This window comes from Microcoleus sp. AT8-B5, from assembly GCF_036705565.1.
Taxonomy (GTDB): Bacteria; Cyanobacteriota; Cyanobacteriia; order Cyanobacteriales; family Microcoleaceae; genus Microcoleus.
Map to the genome: position 1 here is coordinate 54,999 of NZ_JAUBUY010000019.1, position 17,702 is coordinate 72,700.

Annotated in this window: 16 protein-coding genes; 6 read left to right on the forward strand and 10 right to left on the reverse strand. The window is 45.3% G+C overall.

Annotation, left to right across the window (positions count from 1 at the left end; genetic code table 11):
- Positions 1 to 151: 151 nt before the first annotated feature.
- From QUB39_RS14995 to QUB39_RS15005, 3 genes are all read left to right on the forward strand, one after another.
- A complete protein-coding gene (locus tag QUB39_RS14995) occupies positions 152 to 565 on the forward strand; it encodes a hypothetical protein (protein WP_333054002.1) in 414 nt (137 codons plus the stop codon).
- A complete protein-coding gene (locus QUB39_RS15000) occupies positions 562 to 1,017 on the forward strand; it encodes a nucleic acid-binding protein (protein WP_333209422.1) in 456 nt (151 codons plus the stop codon). Before QUB39_RS14995 ends, QUB39_RS15000 begins: the two co-directional genes overlap by 4 nt.
- 85 nt (positions 1,018 to 1,102) lie before the next feature.
- Positions 1,103 to 1,483 (forward strand): cupin domain-containing protein, encoded by a 381-nt coding sequence (locus QUB39_RS15005; protein ID WP_445242800.1) that lies wholly within the window; start codon positions 1,103 to 1,105, stop codon positions 1,481 to 1,483.
- A 196-nt stretch (positions 1,484 to 1,679) separates the two neighbouring features.
- Here QUB39_RS15005 and QUB39_RS15010 read toward each other — a convergent pair whose 3' ends face one another.
- The 4 genes from QUB39_RS15010 to QUB39_RS15025 form a co-directional block, all read right to left on the reverse strand.
- A complete protein-coding gene (locus QUB39_RS15010) occupies positions 1,680 to 2,339 on the reverse strand; it encodes a pentapeptide repeat-containing protein (RefSeq protein ID WP_333054004.1) in 660 nt (219 codons plus the stop codon).
- A 161-nt stretch (positions 2,340 to 2,500) separates the two neighbouring features.
- The gene (locus QUB39_RS15015; protein WP_333054005.1) at positions 2,501 to 4,150 is read right to left on the reverse strand and encodes an ABC transporter substrate-binding protein; all 1,650 of its coding nucleotides are present in this window, start codon (positions 4,148 to 4,150) and stop codon (positions 2,501 to 2,503) included.
- 308 nt (positions 4,151 to 4,458) lie between these two features.
- A complete protein-coding gene (locus QUB39_RS15020) occupies positions 4,459 to 9,297 on the reverse strand; it encodes a PAS domain S-box protein (protein WP_333209424.1) in 4,839 nt (1,612 codons plus the stop codon).
- A 239-nt stretch (positions 9,298 to 9,536) separates the two neighbouring features.
- Complete coding sequence (locus QUB39_RS15025; protein ID WP_333209427.1) at positions 9,537 to 10,748, reverse strand: RNA-guided endonuclease TnpB family protein; 1,212 nt, start codon at positions 10,746 to 10,748, stop codon at positions 9,537 to 9,539.
- A gap of 61 nt (positions 10,749 to 10,809) precedes the next feature.
- On the opposite strand from QUB39_RS15025, the gene QUB39_RS15030 reads away from it, so the two are divergent.
- Positions 10,810 to 11,040 carry a hypothetical protein gene (locus tag QUB39_RS15030; RefSeq protein WP_333209429.1) on the forward strand — a complete coding sequence of 77 codons (231 nt, stop codon included), beginning with the start codon at positions 10,810 to 10,812 and terminating at the stop codon, positions 11,038 to 11,040.
- Positions 11,041 to 11,146: 106 nt separating this feature from the next.
- On the opposite strand, the gene QUB39_RS15035 is transcribed toward QUB39_RS15030, so the two are convergent.
- Positions 11,147 to 11,332 (reverse strand): hypothetical protein, encoded by a 186-nt coding sequence (locus tag QUB39_RS15035; protein WP_333485084.1) that lies wholly within the window; start codon positions 11,330 to 11,332, stop codon positions 11,147 to 11,149.
- 62 nt (positions 11,333 to 11,394) lie between these two features.
- Positions 11,395 to 11,643, reverse strand: a complete 249-nt coding sequence (locus QUB39_RS15040) for a hypothetical protein (protein WP_333199875.1) — start codon at positions 11,641 to 11,643, stop codon at positions 11,395 to 11,397.
- Between the two features lie 280 nt (positions 11,644 to 11,923).
- Here QUB39_RS15040 and QUB39_RS15045 point away from each other — a divergent pair, with 280 nt between their 5' ends.
- Together QUB39_RS15045 and QUB39_RS15050 are read left to right on the forward strand one after the other, a co-directional pair.
- Positions 11,924 to 12,091 carry a transposase gene (locus QUB39_RS15045; RefSeq protein ID WP_333054091.1) on the forward strand — a complete coding sequence of 56 codons (168 nt, stop codon included), beginning with the start codon at positions 11,924 to 11,926 and terminating at the stop codon, positions 12,089 to 12,091.
- 34 nt (positions 12,092 to 12,125) lie between these two features.
- Positions 12,126 to 12,509 (forward strand): transposase, encoded by a 384-nt coding sequence (locus QUB39_RS15050; protein WP_333054008.1) that lies wholly within the window; start codon positions 12,126 to 12,128, stop codon positions 12,507 to 12,509.
- Positions 12,510 to 12,734: 225 nt separating this feature from the next.
- On the opposite strand, the gene QUB39_RS15055 is transcribed toward QUB39_RS15050, so the two are convergent.
- The 4 genes from QUB39_RS15055 to QUB39_RS15070 all read right to left on the reverse strand — a co-directional run bounded on the left by QUB39_RS15055 (position 12,735) and on the right by QUB39_RS15070 (position 17,306).
- Positions 12,735 to 14,210, reverse strand: a complete 1,476-nt coding sequence (locus QUB39_RS15055) for an adenylate/guanylate cyclase domain-containing protein (RefSeq protein WP_333054009.1) — start codon at positions 14,208 to 14,210, stop codon at positions 12,735 to 12,737.
- 70 nt (positions 14,211 to 14,280) lie between these two features.
- Entirely contained in the window at positions 14,281 to 14,625 is a 345-nt protein-coding gene (locus QUB39_RS15060) for a slr1659 superfamily regulator (RefSeq protein WP_333209470.1), read from the reverse strand.
- 46 nt (positions 14,626 to 14,671) lie between these two features.
- Positions 14,672 to 15,250: a DUF6272 family protein gene (locus QUB39_RS15065; RefSeq protein WP_333054011.1), complete on the reverse strand. Its 579-nt coding sequence runs from the start codon at positions 15,248 to 15,250 to the stop codon at positions 14,672 to 14,674.
- 76 nt (positions 15,251 to 15,326) lie between these two features.
- A complete protein-coding gene (locus QUB39_RS15070) occupies positions 15,327 to 17,306 on the reverse strand; it encodes a SpoIIE family protein phosphatase (RefSeq protein ID WP_333209431.1) in 1,980 nt (659 codons plus the stop codon).
- Between the last annotated feature and the right edge of the window lie 396 nt (positions 17,307 to 17,702).

Consider the following 17,702-nt stretch of genomic DNA (forward strand, 5'->3'; position numbering starts at 1 on the left):
GCGGGCAAATGCCCGCCCTTTGTTTATAATATGAGTAGGGGTTCACCCCTGCATCTCTAATTCACATCCAGGATATTGATCGACCCGCCCCGCTCCCCTTTTCGTAAGTCGATCGAACTTGATATAAATCTGAGAAAGGAGAAAAGTGATTATGCCTGAGCAAGTTTTAAGCAGTGAAAGCCAAGGGACAGTAAAGTCCGCGCCCGAAACTCCTATGGTTGAAGACAAAGAAAGCGATCGCCCCTTAAGCCAGCCCATCGCGGCATTTCTCCGCGTAATTCAGCAAACTCCCAGAGAATATTGGCCGAATTTACTTCAGATGATGCGCTTATTTATGGAAACGGTGACAGTAACGCCCATATTGTCCGAGCCTCCCCAGACATCTGAGAAAATAGACATTACTAAACTGTCGCTGGAGGAACGGATACAAAGAAATAAAGGTGCAATTGAATTAATCAATTCATGGATTGAGGAGGGAGATGAACAAGAACAAACAGAAACCGCTGAATATCTCCGTAAAGCTTTAGATGAAGACCGCCTTTCTAATCGGCCATTATTCCCATGAGTAGAGTAATTATTCTCGACTCTGGCCCATTAGGAATGGTGACAAACCCTAAAGCATCCTCTGCTGAAATTCAAGAGTGCCAAGTTTGGCTAAACTCTTTAATGCGGAGGGGCGAAATAATAATTCTGCCTGAAATTGCTGACTACGAAGTGCGACGGGAGTTGATCCGCGCAGGTAAATTAGCAGGTATTCAACGGCTTGATGAACTGAAATTACAACTTACATATCGTCCTTTGACTACAGAAGTCATGCTTTTTGCCGCTCAGTTGTGGGCGCAAGCGAGAATGAGAGGAAGACCAACCGCAGAAGCCAATGCACTTGACGGGGATGTGATTTTGGCTGCTCAAGCAATATTGGAGGCAAGTGAAGGCAATGATGTGGTAATTGCTACAACAAATGTGGGGCATTTGTCGCAATTTGTTGATGCTCGCGAGTGGCGGCTAATTGAGTAATGTTTAAATCCATCGCACTTACCCTATCCCTGCTATACTTTCAACTACAGATATTTTTACAGACACCGTTAGCGAGATAAACAGCATGGTGGAAACAGTGGAGACAAGCGAAAAAATTGACGATCGCACACAAACCCGCTACTGGGGTCAAGTTACAGTCATAGACGCGGGCGATCGTTATAAGATCAATCGCATTGAAGTCAAGCCGGGGCATCACATCAGCACCCAAATGCACTATCACCGCAGCGAGCACTGGGTTGTCGTCTCCGGTACCGCTAAAGTTATCTGCGACGACAAAGAGACGATTCTCATGCAGAAACAGTCAACCTACGTTCCCATGAATACTGCTCACCGCGTAGAAAATCCAGGAGTTATTCCCTTGGTGATGATTGAAATCCAAAATGGTGAATACCTCGGCGATGATGACATTATCCGCTTCGCCCAAGATGCTCACGAGGCAGATTGATCCTAGATCCAAATATGAAGCAATCGCAGACGCCAAGAAAAAGCTTCGCACACCGAACAATCATCTACGCTACGCAGCGACGGGAAACAAGATAAATCCTACAATTAAAAATTTAGGGGCAATTTCAGAATTGCCCCTACCTTATTATATTAAGCTTGTTAAGCACCAGAATTTGATATAGCAAGTGGCGATCGTCCTAGGGCAAAGAAGCGTTTTTCAAATCTACATTTGCCATATTGGCATTCTTTAAATTGGCACCTGTCAAGTCCGAACCGTTCAAATTTGCACCGTTCAAATTTGCATTGGTCAAATTTGCATCCCGCAAGTTGACTCCCTGTACGTCGATTCCCGACAAACTGCCACCTCTGAGGCTGACATTCGCTAAATTGGCTACAGACTGGCGAGCATTTCTCAGATTTGCACCCGCCAAATTGGCGCTTTCTAAATTAGCACCGATTAAATTAGCGCTGGTGAGGTTGGTATTTTTCAAACTCGCAATCACTAAACCCGCCAAACTCAGATTAGCGCGGCTCAAATCAGCACCCTCCAAATTAGCCCCGTGCATTTTAGCAGCAATTAAACTCGCACCTTGCAATTTAGCTTGTTTCAGATTTGCTTCGTTCAGTTTGGCTTCGTTCAAATTTGCACCGTTCAAATTTGCACCGCTCAGATTCGCACCGCTCAAATCTGCCCCGCTCAGATTGATACCAGCAAGCTGCGCTCCTGTCAAGTCACATTGGCTACATTTTTTAGTTTCTAATAATTGCTTGACGTGGGATACGTTTTCTGCCTTTACTCCCGATGCCAAACCGATCGCAATTAGCACCCCTGTTGTTGTTAAAATCCCAAATTTCATATACCACCCTCAGCAATATCTCTCTGTTAATAATATCGCACATTATTAAAGAGGGTTGGGTGATCGGTCTCTTTGATAAACTGTGACAATCATCACCCTGTTGTGCACAAAATATGCAATAATTATTGACGTTTCAACTCCCCCAAAATTATTGTAAATAATTATTGCTTTTTCAGGAACCAAAAAGGAAAAGATTGCGTCGGTTCGAGACGGACTCCGGTGATGCTGTTCTGAGCAAAGGTATAGTCCTTATCCTGCCAAAGAGGGATGAAAGGTACATCTTGACCTAGTATGTCTTGAATTTCCGCAAACAGAGCTTTGCGGGTTTCAGGATTTGCTTCTTTTCGTTGCTTGTCGATCAGTTCATTGACCCGATCGTTATAATAGAACGAACCCTGACCTTGGCTAGCACCCTTTTCACAGCCCCCAGCCGCCGAACCCGTCGCACAATCTAAAAACGGCTGAATGTAATTATCGGCATCGAAAAAGTCGGCGTACCAATCCACTAAAACCGCAGGATAAATTCCCTTCTCTATGTTTTGAAACAAAGTCGGAGATTCAACGCTGTTAATTTCTACCTGCATTATCCCGTCCATTTTGAGTTTAGTTTGCGCCTCGATCAGACTCGCGACTAAAGCTCGTTTTGTGGAAGCTGAAGGATACCAAAGTTGCAGAACAAAAGGATTGGTGGCTGAGTATCCAGCTTTCGTTAAAAGTTCCTTAGCCTTTGTCGTGTTGGCATCTCCGTACAGTTCTTTAAAAACCGGTTTTTGAACGTCGAAGGTTGTAGGGATCAGACTGTAAAGCGGTTGTGCTTGTCCGCGCAGTACGCGCTCATTAATCAGGGGGCGATCCATCGCTGCTGCGATCGCCTGTCTCACTTCTAACTTATCCAACGGTTTAGACTTAGTATTCAGCGTCATGTAACTAACCGTACTGCTTTCCCCCGCAATTTCCTGCCATTTCCCTTGTTTTGCTCCCTCGCCCAAGCTTTGAACTTGGTCTGCATCCAGAGACAAATAAGCCACATCAACTGCACCAGTCCGAAAACTATTGAACAAATTTGACGAACTAGAAAGCAGCAAAAGGTCAATTCCTTGATTAACTGGTTTTTCGCCCCAATACTTGTCAAACACATCAAACTTGAGAGAATCGCTGCCGTAAGTTGCCAACTTGTAGCGTCCCGTTCCCACAAACGTATCGGGTTTAAATTTACCCTCCCCAATCTCGTAAGCTTTTGGAGAAACTGCACAACTACCAGCGAATGTCAAGAGAGAAGGAAAAGCAGCAAAAGGCTTTTTGAGTTGAAAAGTTAATTCGTATTCGCCCGTCGCTTTCACAGATTCTACGGCATCGCTCAACAAGAAAGCCGGACGACCGCCATTTTTGATAAACCGCTGCAAGGAGAACTCCATTGCTGCGGCATTAAACGGTGTGTCATCGTGAAAAATAACTCCTTGACGCAAGGGGATGGTATATGTCAATCCGTCTTGGCTAACTTTTGGCATTGCTGTGGCTAAATGGGGGATTAACTCAGTAGTCCCCGACTTGTAAGTATAGAGAGTGTCGCCCAAATTTTGCAGCAGTTGCCCTGAGATAATTTCGTAAGCGTCCGCAGGGTCGATCGTCCGCAATTTCAAGGTTGTGCCAATAGTAACGCGGTTATTAGCATTTTCGCCGGTCGCAGTGACCGATGGACGTGTTCTTTGTCCACAACTTGCAGTTAACAAGCAGCACAGAAAGAACAGAGCTATCGCTTTAATCACTGAAGGTTTTATATGTATTCTAGGCTGCTGCTTGTTAATTCCCATCGTCTTTTTTTGACACTCCAAATTATTGATTATATTATCAGGACTTACGCACTATTAGACTAGAAACCGGATTTATTGATAGATTCTCCTGTAATATCACGTCCGAGCGATTGACCATAATATCCCGGCCGGGCGGGTTTTTGAGATTGTCAATTATTGGCAGATATGGTTGTTGAACCCGCCCCTACCTCATTTCGGGCGAAGCGAAGCGGAGGGAATCGACCGGACAGAAGATAATACAAATATCGCTCCCTAACCACAGCAACTTAAAAGCTTGGTAATGTTCGATCGGTTGGAACTCCTTCGCATCAATCCTTAGAGCTTGCTGGGCCATCAGTGTTCTTGCTAAGAAGTGCGACGATCGTCTTAATTAATTCATCCGGTTCGATCGGCTTTGCCAGATGTCGGTGAAATCCAGCTTGCAAAGCTTGCTGTTGATTAAACTCACCCGCATAAGCAGTCAGGGCGATCGCGGGAATCAGCCCACCCCGTTCTGGCGGCAGAGCTCGCACTTGTCGCAACAGCATATAGCCATCCATTCCCGGCATACCAATGTCGCTCAACAGGACATCTGGCTGGAAATTAGTCAACGCTGTGAGGACTTCTTGAGGGACAGCAAGAGTCAGTACCTCTGCACCTGCATCTTCTAGCAAAAACGAAATCAACTCTCGCATATCCGGCTCATCATCAACCACAACTATCCGCATCCCCGATAACGGTTCATCCGCAGTCGATCGTTCCGAAAGTCTTGCAAGAGAGTTTTCTTGTCTTACCTTCGGTGATAGGGGCAGTCTTACGGTAAAGGTAGCTCCTAACCCTTCACCGGCGCTATCTGCCCGAACCGTGCCACCGTGCAGTTCGACTAAATGCCGCACGATCGCCAGCCCCAATCCCAAGCCACCAAACTTGCGGGTTGTAGCGCCATCTTTTTGGCGGAAGTAGTCAAACACGTAGGGTAAAAACTCCGGTGCAATGCCAACCCCTGTATCCGCCACCGTAATTTGAGCGCGATCGCCCACACGAGTTAAGCGCACCTCAACGCGCCCCCCGGCAGAGGTGAATTTGACCGCATTGGAAACAAGATTCCAGACTATTTGCTGCAAACGGCCCGAATCTCCCAAAATTTGTCCGATCTGAGGATCTAACACAGTCCGAATGTCAATGGATTTGGCAACAGCAGCCAAATTGACAGTTTCGATCGCCGATTCCACAGTTAAAGCTAAATCAACTGGACGAATATTCAGACTGAGCTTACCTTGGAGAATTTTCGAGACATCAAGCAAATCTTCAATCAATTCAGTTTGCAGCTTGGCATTCCGTTCGATCGTCGCTAACGCCTGGGCGGTTTTCGCCGCATCCAGCTTGCCAGTTTGCAGCAGCTTTGACCAGCCCAAAATAGGATTGAGGGGCGATCGCAATTCATGGGATAGTACCGCTAAAAACTCATCCTTGATCCGATTTGCCTGTCTTAGCTGTTCCGCTTGCTGCTGCAGTGAATCGTTCAGATTTGCCCGTTCCAGAGCGATCGCGATTTGGTCACAGATAGATCCCAGCAGCTCGATTTCAGCAGGCGTGAAGTGCGTCCGAGTCAGACTGGCAAAGGAGAGCGTTCCTAATAACCGTCCTTGAGCGATTAACGGTTGACCCACGTAAGCCGTGATGCCCAGTTCATAGAGGGCTTTACCATTCGGATGAGTGGAAAGTTCGGCTTGATTCAAGACAAGTTGCTGCTGGGTTTGGGCAACCAATCCACAGAGATATTGCCCTACTTCGATCCAGGCGATCGCCTGCGCCCTTTCTTCAGAGATGCCATCATAGTTTCTCAAATGCAGCATCGGGCGGTTGTCTTTTTCTTCCACCATGAAGTTGTAGTAACAATCCAGATCGAGTAGCACTGCCAGTTTGCGGAATAGCGTGTCCATCAAAGCCAGAGGCTGTTCTGTCTTCATCAGATCGCGGGTAGTTTCATACAGCAATTGCAGGCGCTCACTTGCTTGCCGTTGTGCAGTCTTGTCCTGCATGATTTTGACAAATCCCTGCGGACAATCCGCTTCATTAAGCAGGGGCATCATCAATCCACTGGCCCAAAAGTGATTCCCATCTTTGCGGACGTGCCAGCGTTCGTCTTCGACCCGTCCTTGCAGTAGAGCCATTTGCCTCTGGTACTCGGCTTGTCCTTGTTCGTTATCTGCTGGTGTGAAAATCATCCGACTGGAGCAACCAATTGCTTCTGTCTCGGTATAGCCCAACAACCTTTCTGCCCCTGAGTTCCAACTGGCAATGATGCCGTTAAGGTCGAGGGTGAAGATGGCATAATCTTTGGCGCTTTCAAAGATCAGACGGAGGCGGGATTCATTCTCGCGCAGGGCTTCCTCAGCTTGTTTGTGGTCTTCAATATCAACACAGGAGCCGATGTAGCCCAAGAACTCACCTTCCAATCCGTAGCGAGGAACAGCTTCATCCATAATCCAACGGTATATGCCATCACAGCGTTTCAAGCGATAGTCCATCTTGAACGGTTGACGGGCATCAAAGGCAGTCACATAGGTGTCTAAACACCGCTCAAAGTCGTCGGGGTGGACTCCTTCTGTCCAACCATTGCCCCTTTCTTGCTCGATCGTCCGTCCCGTAAAGTTTAGCCACGGGACGTTGAAGTAATAACAGAGTTTATCTGTGCCCGACATCCAAATCAGCACAGGGGCGGCATCTGCCATCAGTCGGAACCTTGCCTCACTCTCCCGTAGTGTGGCTTCGGCTTGTTTGCGATCGGTGATATCGTTGACGAATGCTACAAACCCTTCAATTTTTCCCTGGCTATTGAAGCGGGGAACATAGGTGGCATTGATATAACGGGTTCCACCATCTTTGTAGGGAATTTGGCTTTCAAAGGTCACTTCCTGTCCTGCCAAGACTTGCTCAACATAACGACGAATCCCTTCATAGCCAGTTTCGCCTAAAACCTCTTGAAGGTGCTTGCCATAGATTTGCGCTGCCGAATGTCCAAACCATTCTTCATATGCTCGATTGTTGAAGCGATAACGCTGGTCTGAGTCTACAAAGGAAATCAAGGCAGGCACGGCATTGGTGACTAAACGAAGTTCTGCTTCTCGTTGTTGCAATACCTCCTCGGCCAGTTTTCGATCGGTGACATTTCGGAAATAAATGGTAATCCCGTTGGCTGCAGGGTAGGTGCGAACGTCATACCACCGATCGTGATCGGGATAAAAAGCCGTGACTGACAAAGCCACGCGCTCGTTTGCCACGCGCCGATAAACCTGCTCAAACTCGCTGCCATTAAGTCCGGGGAATTCTTCCCACACATTTTTCCCAATCAGATCGCTGGCAGTCCGGTCTAGCAGAATTTCCGCTGACCGATTCACATAAGTGAAACACCAATTCTCATCAAGGGAAAAGAATCCATCATCAATACTCTCTAGAATGTTGCGACTCTGCTCTTCGCTTTGACGCAAAGCTTCTTCTGCTTGTTTACGATCGCTGATGTCGATTAATACGCCCCGCGTCGAAATTATCATGCCCTCAGCGTTATAGGCGCAATCGCCCTTTGCCAAAATCCAACGAACGGTGCCATCTGCCCACAGCGTCCGATACTCAATTTCAGTATGCGGTTGATTCGCTTTGAGCTCATTGAGTACGGTGTGAACGAATGGACGATCGTCGTGATGCACCGCTTCTAAAAACACCTTCATGGAAATTCCCCGATCCACGGGTAAACCAAACATCCCTTTGGCTATGTCCGTCAAACTCAGGGTGTCAGTTTCCCTATCCCAATACCACAAACCCAAATTGCCGCCTTCGGAAGCCAGTCTGAGCTGTTCTTCGCTCTCGCGCAACGCCTGGAACGATCGATCGCGCTCGAAGACGATGCTGGCAACTTGGGTGCCGAACTCCGCGAGTTTATGTTCCCAATCCGTCGGCATCCGCGCCTCGCTAAAGCAAAGCATCAGCGACCCCATAGGTAGATTGTCCTGCCTGAACACGGGCTGAGAATGACACGCTAGAATGCCATGAGCCACGCATAAATTTCGCCATGCTTGCGACCAGCGATCGTCCTTGGCAATGTCGGCGCAGGTCACGGGCTGACCGCTATACACTGCTTCGCCGCACGTTCCAATGCACAAATCGTTAATCGGAGCATTTTGGAGTCCTTCAGCAAAAGACGGTGGAAAGTCTGGAGTAATCGATCTGTTAAAAGTCAGCCCCTGAGCATCCGCTAGCATGAAGCCCGCGCGGGTACCCGGATTCAGCCTGGATACTGAGTCACACACGGCTGCCAGACAGTCGTCTAGTGGCTGTCCGAAGGCGATCGACTCCAGCAGTCGTTTCTGCTCGATTAGGAGGAGTTCCGCCTGTTTGCGATCGGTAATGTCAGCAAGCAAAACGGTCAGTCCACTGGGCGAAGGGTAAATTCGATGGTCATGCCAACCTTTCAAAGGTGAGTACAGATAATCAAACTGGAGTGGCGTTTGTTCCCGCATTGCCCGATGAAACTGCACGTAAGCATCGGTGTCAACGGCTGCGGGAAATAGCTCCCAAACGTTCTCACCCAGAATCGCTGACTGCGGCATTCCAATCATTTCACAGTAGCGATCGTTGGCATAGGTGTAGCGCCAATCGCGATCGAGGATGTAAAACCCATCGTTGATGCTAGAAAGTACCGTTTCTAGCTGTTCTTTTGTCTCCCTCGCCGCAGCTTGTGCGACTTGGCCCCGAACCTGGGCTTTTTGTTCTAGGAACCTTGCCTCCTGTAAATTTTGCAAGGCTGCTTTCGCATTTTTTAGAGCATTGCGCCACGATAAACTGAGTGAAGCGCTCAATCCTGCGGCGATCGAAAACATACCCAGCCGAACAATTGTCTCTACATTAACTATCTTTAAGGAATAGAACGGCTCAATAAAAAAATAGTTGATTGCCAGCGTGGATAAAATTGTTGCCAGAAACCCAGCCCCGAAACTGCCATACCACGCACTCACCATCACCGCGATGAAAAACAGGGGCGTCGTGGTTGGGTAGAGCCACGGTAAAAGCGATCGGGTTAGCGCCAGTGCCAAAGCCACGGAGAGGGTGGCCACACCATAGGGAAGTAGTCGAATATCTCTGAAAATGCTGTTGATTTCCTCTACACTCACCCTTTGTACTCCTTATCCGAAAAATATCTTGCTCGCAGCGCCTTACTGCATTCGCCAAGCGTTGCATCTGGGGAATTACCTAACTCATCCAGCAATATCTAAATTTGCTTGAGTGCCAAGCGAGAAGGCTTAGCCTGTCCATTTTCCCAACGATTAATCGTGGGAAAGGTCATCCGTTCTGAAAAACTTACCCATAGCTACCCAAATCTTGACATAGCTGAACATGAGTGCTTGTGGTGTTAACTTCCTGTTTCACAGTAGCGACAACATGACTGCTGTCGGGTTTGTCTACTCCGCAGGCTGACGGGAGTGGAACTCACCGCCAATTCTGAACGTTCTGGAATAAATATTCCTTCAAACCAACGTTCTATATTTTTCGACGCATTCAAGTCACGGTCTTGAATATTTCCACAACTGGGACATTCAAAGGCTCGGACTCTTAATGGCATTTTATGCCGATGATTACAGCAATTTGAACAGATTTGACTGCTAGGAAAGAATCGATCTATGAGCGTCAATTTTGAGTTAAAATTTTCGGTTTTATATTCAAGTTGACGCTTGAATTCGTACATGGCGCAGTCGGCGATTGCACCAGCTAACTTGTGGTTCTTCAAAAATGCCTTAACATTCAAATCTTCAATCTTCACTTCACCGTGGTTTTTGGCGAGGTAAGTTGTTAGCTTATGAATAGCATCTTTTCGGATGTTTGACACTTTTAGGTGCAGCTTGGCTAGTTTAGCGATTGCCTTTTTGCGGTTGTTAGACCCTTTGACTCGCGCACAGACACGCCGTTGCAGACGTTTCATTTTACGGTTCATCCGACGATAGGCTTTAGGGTTGGCAAAGACTTCGCCGTTAGAACAAACAGCTAGCTGCTTGATGCCGATATCAACTCCGACAGTAGGACGGTCACGTAGAGTTGCGGGCTGCTCAATTTCGTATTTAAAAGCAATGAACCATCTGTCAGCTTTTCGACTGATTACGCAGTTGTGAACTGCCGTAATTGGTAATGGTTCGTGCAGCCTAACCCAGCCAATCTTAGGTAACTTGACACGCTTGCCGTCGTTATTAATTCCTGGCTTTGCTTTGGTTCCTTGTTCTAGGTAGAAGGAGTCCCCCGATACACCTTTCTTTTTGAATCTAGGTTGTTTAGATACCTTTTTGAAGCATCTATCCCAAGCTATTCTCAATTCAGTTAGAGCCTGTTGTGGGCTGGCTTTGGAAGATTCGTAATACCAGGGATGCTCATGTTTGACTTCTGCCACTAAACGCTTGTGTAGATCAATTGCAGAAGGGATCTTAATAGTTTTATCCGTCTTCCTGAGTGTCAATGTTTCAAGGATGATTGAATTTGCCCAGTTGTAAGCGTGTCTTGCTACTCCGCAATGCTGCCGAAATCTAGTCACCTGTTTGTTATTAGGTTTTAATTCCGTCTTGAAACTAAGTAACATTTGCTTTTACCTCATTTCTGCCTTACTCTTATTGTATGCGGAATTAATACGGAACAAGAAAATGCCTAGAAAAAAGATTTACAGCGAGCCTAAGCGTAAGGTCAACCTCAGCCTAACCGAGACTGCTACTAAGTGGCTAGAGGAAAAACGAGTTCAGCTTACCGCAAGCAGTCTTAGTGACGTTATCGAGAGACTTGCTTTCTTAGTTACCCAACAATTCCATCAATGGGTAACTTTGTCCAAGAATCACGTTACAGCTTTAAACCCTAATTCATCCGCCAACTTTTTCTGAGACAGGTTCTACCCTGGCCACCGTTCTGGCACCAAATTACCGATCGCTGGTTTTGCCGCCCTCAGCCGTTCTATTTTGAGAAGCCTCAGAAGTAACAGGTATAAAGCTATTTATATTTTACCAAAGAACTGGGTCTAAAGCCCCGTCCTTCGCTTGACGGCTTTTCCTCTTTAAGTGTATCAATCCAGTCCTCTACAAGCTGGGTCATTGTTTTTTCTTTCTGTTTGGCAATTCTCCGTAACTTTTTTAACCGACTCACGGCAATGCGAATACTTAATCTTTCTTTAATCATTTTGCTACCCAATCGCTACCCGTTATGAGATCATGGTTAGCATGAAAACATTGAAGTTTAAGCTATATCAAAGCAAGCGAAATAGACATCTCAAGCGAAGTATCAATGCTGCCGGGGTGATCTACAACCATTGCATTGCACTCCATAAACGGTACTACCGGATGTGGGGCAAGCATTTGAATTGCAGCAAGCTTCAAAGTCATATTGCTAAAATCAGAAAGCGTAAAGCGTTCTGGCAGCAGGTTGGATCTCAGGCTGTACAGGATATCTGCCAGCGAATCGAGAAAGCCTACCAACTGTTTTTTAAGCATCACCAGAAAGGAGTTAGACCTCCCGGTTTCAAGAAAGTTCGCAAATACAAATCGTTCACTCTCAAGCAAGCTGGCTATAAATTTTTAGGTGGTAATCTAATTAAAATTGGGAATCGCGTTTATCAGTATTGGAATTCCAGAGAGATAGCGGGGAAGGTCAAAACCTTAACCATTAAGCGCACTCCATTGGGAGAGTTATTCATGGTTGTGGTCGTTGACAGCGTTGAACAACCTGAAACCAAAGTCGAGACGAGTAGAATCGCTGGCGCAAGATTTCGGCTTGAAAACGTTTCTCACCTGCTCAGATGGAACGAAAATCGAATCACCACAATTCCTGAAACAATCCCTCGGCGCTATTAAGAAAGCGAATCGTCAACATTCCAAAAAACGGAAAGGCTCAGCTAACCGGGAAAGAGCAAGACTCAATCTAGTTCGCAAGCACTCCTGACGTAGTAAATCGTCGCTCTGATTGGTTCTGGAAATTGGCTCACGAATTAACTGATAAGTTTGACGTGCTGTGTTTTGAAACGTTGAATCTAAAAGGAATGCAACGGCTTTGGGGACGTAAAATCTCAGACCTTGCATTTGGCGATTTCCTCCAAATTCTCAAATGGGTTGCCAAAAAGAAAGGAAAACAATTAGTTTTTATCGACCGCTGGTATCCATCTAGTAAAACTTGTTCCCACTGTGGACACGTTCTGAAAGAATTGGATTTATCAGTTCGTGAATGGCGATGTCCGTCCTGCCAGAAGGTGAACAGCAGAGACGAGAACGCTGCAATAAATAACTTGCTTGTTTTCCTTGGTGGGGCGTCAACCGTTAAGTTAGGCGATGTTAGACAGGCTGTGCCTGCAATTGCTGTTTGAGCTTAGAATCCCCTCGCCTTGATAGCTGGGGAGTATGTCAAACCTTTGACAGATTCCAGAGGTCAGTCATCACTCTTAAGATATATATCAATCCTTACAGGAGTCGTAAATTTTTTATCCCACCCCAACCCTCCCCGAACCTGCGGGGAGAAAGTAAGAAATTCACAAGTGATGCGAGAATTGCTATATGGAGTCAATCTAAAATCTAAAATCGAGTAAGCTGCTTTAAATTCCTTTGAGGAGCGATCGCCAATCCCGACAGCGTTTCAGGTAAATGCGAGCTACATGATCGCTGGGATTTGTTCGCAAACACTCTTCAAATAATTTTCCTGCTTCTCGGAATTCTTTCCGCTCGCACAGTAACATAGCTTCATTATATACAGACAAATTTGCTAGCTTTGCCGACAAACTTTCGGGCGGATCTGCATCAAATACCTCATAGACTACGACATATTGAGATTTTCCTTTTACCTGTACTTTATCCACAATTCTAATTGCATAATCGGTGGGATTTCGCAACCGTTCCAAAGTCTGCTGAGAAATTAACAGAGGTACGCCGTAATCTTTGGTCAATCCTTCAATGCGAGATGCTAAATTAACAGCATCGCTAATCACAGTGCTGTCCATCCGGCTTTTACCCCCGACTGTCCCCAGCATCAAAGAACCCGAATTGATGCCAATGCCAATTTGAATCGGGACGTAGCCGACGCCTTGACGGTATTCGTTGTAAGTTTTGAGGATATTTAGCATTGCAATACCCGCTTTCACTGCATCATCTGCAAAGTCACTAAACAAAGCCATAATTGCATCGCCGATGTATTTGTCAATAAACCCGTTATTGCTAGTAATCGCAGGCTCCATCCGCGAAAGGTAAGCATTGATAAATTTAAAATTTTCTTGGGGAGTCATAGTTTCTGAAAGCGTCGTGAAGTCGCGAATATCCGCAAATAGCACCGACATTTCCTGCTGCACTTGGTCGCCTAAATGGACATCTATAATACTTTCATATCCCAACAAATTTAGAAATTGGTGTGGCACAAATCTACCGTAGGCATCAGTTAAGTCTGATTCGACATCCAGGGATTTTTCTAAATTTTGGTTAACGTCAAATAGTTCCTTAATAAATAAATGGCGCTGGGATTCAGCTTCTTTGCGTTCCGTGACATCTTGAAAAACTGCGATCGCAAAAGCAACTTTGCCACCATCGTCAAAAATTGGCCTTCCCCAAATTTCTAGGGGAACTTTCTTGTCGGTTCGATGAATTTCCAGATCGTCAGCAGTCGCGTTTTCGCCCCTTAAAGCTCGGACGAGTGGCAAATTCTCGAAAGGATAAATTGTCTCCGTTCCCGCGATATAAATTTGATAACTTTCTGACAAATCCTCAACAGAATTTAAGGGCAAAACTCCTTGACCGAGTAACTGCTGTCCGGCGTGATTTACGTAGTAAGGTTTGCCTTGAGAATCGAGCACTACCACGCCTACCGGAATCGCTTCGAGAAATTGAGCCAGCTTGATTTCGCCTTCGCGCACCGCCTCGAATGCGCGAGAGCGTAACTCAGTTTCAACCGTATCGGAATGTTCAGCAGTAGTTTCCAGCAAGATTTCCAGATCCGCTTTTTCCTCCTTCAAGTCTTCCACTTGCTGGCGCAATCTTTCTATCTCTAAAAGTAGCTGTTCTCTAGATGGTTGTTCTTCCAGCATAACTCGAGAATTTGCGCCTCGACTAACAAAAAATTACTTAACATTTCGCACCCTAAAAGTAATCGTGTTTTTATAGAAAATCCAACTGCAAACCAGGCATCAGGCGCTGGAAATTCCTCAAAGATTTACCATGCCAAGCTATGCTTTGAGAGCCTTGTACCGCCATTTGCACCCTGGCTGTTTTGCGGATCTCGATAATAAACTTCGATAGCATATTGATGCCAGAACTGTTCAAAAATTCTAACTGCTGCAAATTGAGGGTAATTTTCGTCGGTTCCACCTCGGCAACCTTCGTCAGCAATTGCGCTATCGGCGCGTACTCAGCAGGCCCGCTCAGCCTTAGAGATCCAATAAAACTCACGGTTGCCGTTGCTGGATCGTAACAGATCTGGTAATCTTCTGTATTAATTTCCATAGCCACAAAAAAAAGTCCCTTAGATATTATCGATCGCCAGCGTTGCTTATACTGTTAATTGCACCATAGTTGTCACCGCAATTACTTCCGGGTCTTTGTGCACGGTCTGGAATTTCCAGCCAAGTTTGGCGGTATAATCGGTGAGCATGGTCAACAAACCCAATCCCGAATTGGTACTGTTGTCGTCAGCAGCATTTTTTTCCAACCGCTGAAGGTAAAGTTCGCTTGGCTCCGAGGCCAGCAACTCCTGAATATAAGCCTGAAACTTGTCCACAGCTTGCGGAGAGATGCTGTTAGCCACTGAGACAATCACTCCCTCGCTCTCTAATTGCAGTTTAATATCGATCGGGTAGTCGGAGGTTTCATCATTAAACTTCATGGCATTTTCCAATAACTCGTTGGCAATGTAGCTAACAGCACTTTTTATTTCAGCTTGTCTTTCAATTGTCGAGGGTTCATCTTGGTTGCCCGGAAAAAAAGTCGTCAGGTAATCAGCCAGAAAATCAGCAGACAAACCGTTGTTCCGCCACCGCTGCTTGAGAGGAACCGAACTCGGAGAAAATCCAATTATTAAGTATTCTTGGCTAGCGGGCTGCTCGATGAAATCTCCGAAAATCTGAGTCATATCGATGTGAGAGCTAAAGTTTGAGATGAGGGGATCACTGAATATATTTTAAACTTTAGGAGGGATATTCAAGTAGTTATTTTTGTTTGAGTACCAGCAATGTGATGTCATCAAAAACTTTTTGTTCGCCGATGTGCGATCGCACGTCCTTAATTACAGCGTGCCTAATTTCGGCAGCAGAACGCTGCCAATGAATTTTTATTACCTCAATTAACCTATCTAAACCATAAAGCAGTTTATCCATATTTTTAGCTTCCGTAATCCCGTCAGTGTAAAGCACAACCACATCTCCTGAATGCAAATGCACAATTTTCTCAGCAACAAATTCAGCAATATCTACATCCAGCCCGATCGGGAAACCCAAATCGATTGTATCAAACCGCTCTACACAACCGTTACACCGCACAACAATCATTTCTTCGTGCTGGCCGCTCAACTTCAGCATCCCCTCCTCATAGTCTAGCAAGGCAAGGCTAGCATTTTTGTCGCATTTCATCCGCTGCACGTTATCATAAATTACACTGTTAATAGCACTTAAAAATCTTACTGGGTCTGGTTCATTGTAGGCGAGCAAAGTTCTTACTGCCGTTTGCACCATAATCATTAAAACACCGCTCTCCAATCCGTGTCCCGTCACATCTCCAATGCCAATTTTTACTCTACCTTTGTGTTGGAGTACGTCGTAATAGTCGCCCCCTACTTCCTCAGCAGCTTCCATAAATCCCGCAATATCTAACCCCACAACTTCATTGAGTTCTAAGTCTTTGGGCAGCAGCATCTGCTGAATCTTGCGAGTAACGTCTAGTTCAGCGCTCATTCGCATATTTTCTGCTTTTAGGCGATCGTTGAGAACAGTAATTTCTTGATTTGCACCAACTAAGGCATCGGCAATTTTGTTAAAAGCACCCACAACTTGCCCCAGTTCATCTCTGTTATCCAAAATAATTTTGTGGTCAAGATTGCCGCTTGCCATCTTTTTTGCAGCTTCGTCAAGGACAAACACAGTTTGCATAACGCTTCTATAAAAACTTACAAATAAATAAATAACTATGGCTAAGGTTATTAACACAACAATAGAAATTATGCGTTTCTTGGCAACGAAACTATCAATGCGTTTTTGCAGGAGAAAGTCTAATTCCTTGATAGTTTTATCCCACAGTTCAAAACTATAATTCAGAACTCGATCGCTCCCATCAAGATAGGCAGAATATTCCACTAATGCTGTGGGCTTAATCAGTTTATCTAGTTGCTCAGTTAGCTGCTCTACTACCGAGTTAAAGTTTGTTAAATACTCCCTTAATTTCGGGATCAGATTCCCGTGAGGATTATTGCTAAATCCTACCTCCATATTGATAGCTAAATCCTGATTAATTTCTCTCAATTTGCCTGCCAAAGTAATCAGTTTCGCTCTTTCTTCAGGTGTGGCATCGGAACGCAAGTTTTTTATTTGAGAGATCAGCCTAATCTCTGACAATATTTTTTGGATTTCTGGAAGTTTCAGCAAAGTAGCATCCATCAAATAATAGGTATCTAGATCCGGGTCTAAAATTAGATTAGAAGTATCGCCGACGCGAGCGCTCAGTCTATCAATGTCTGTAGCTAAACGTTGATAGAAAAAATCGTAAGTTTCTAAACTCCAATGGCTGTGGCGAAGTTTGAAATTGTGCCAATCTTGATAAATATTATTAAAATTTTTACTGGAAATTAATGTGTTTCCAAGCTGGCTATCTGTATTAGCTATCGCTTGAAATTTATGATCTATCTTGGCTTTTAAATCTGTTCTGAATTCTGAATTGCTTAAACTAGGATTTAACCTCTGATTCGGATAATTTAAGAGTTGAAGTTTCGGTATATATTCCCTCAACTGGCGCAGTCGCCGCAGGTATTCATTTCCGTAGATTTCTTTTTGGGCAAAATCAACTCTGCTGTTAATTTCGGAAATTAGCAGGTACATGACCAAGGTTAACGGTATTGCAAATAGAAAACCAATTAAGGTAAATTTTTGAGGATAGCTCAGCCGATTCATTAAATGGATTCCCAGGGATTTTCTGTTCATAATCGATAGATTTTAAGAATATTGTACTAAAAAAGTAGCGATCGCTACTAAAGTAGTTGCGGGGACGATCGCTCTAGAAAACCCGAATGCTAATATAATTAATCAGCGATAAGCTGTGGAGCATTTAAACCAGTAACGAGGCTTGTAGGTGCGTCAGGAGTAAACACTTACGCGCTTATGCGAGAAACAATTCTGTAATGACGCACCCTACTATCCTCTTTTAAATGCCGAACAGCTTAGCTGATTTAATTTCTAATGCGTTTTCGTCCAGTGGCAACAATTTTTGTGGCATCCCTGTGATATCCTTGGCTGAGCTCGCCTCCCCCAGTCTAAAACACGTTTAGCAGTTTTGGAACGAAGAATAGTAATTTGTACTGAGATTCGGGGGCAGGAGTA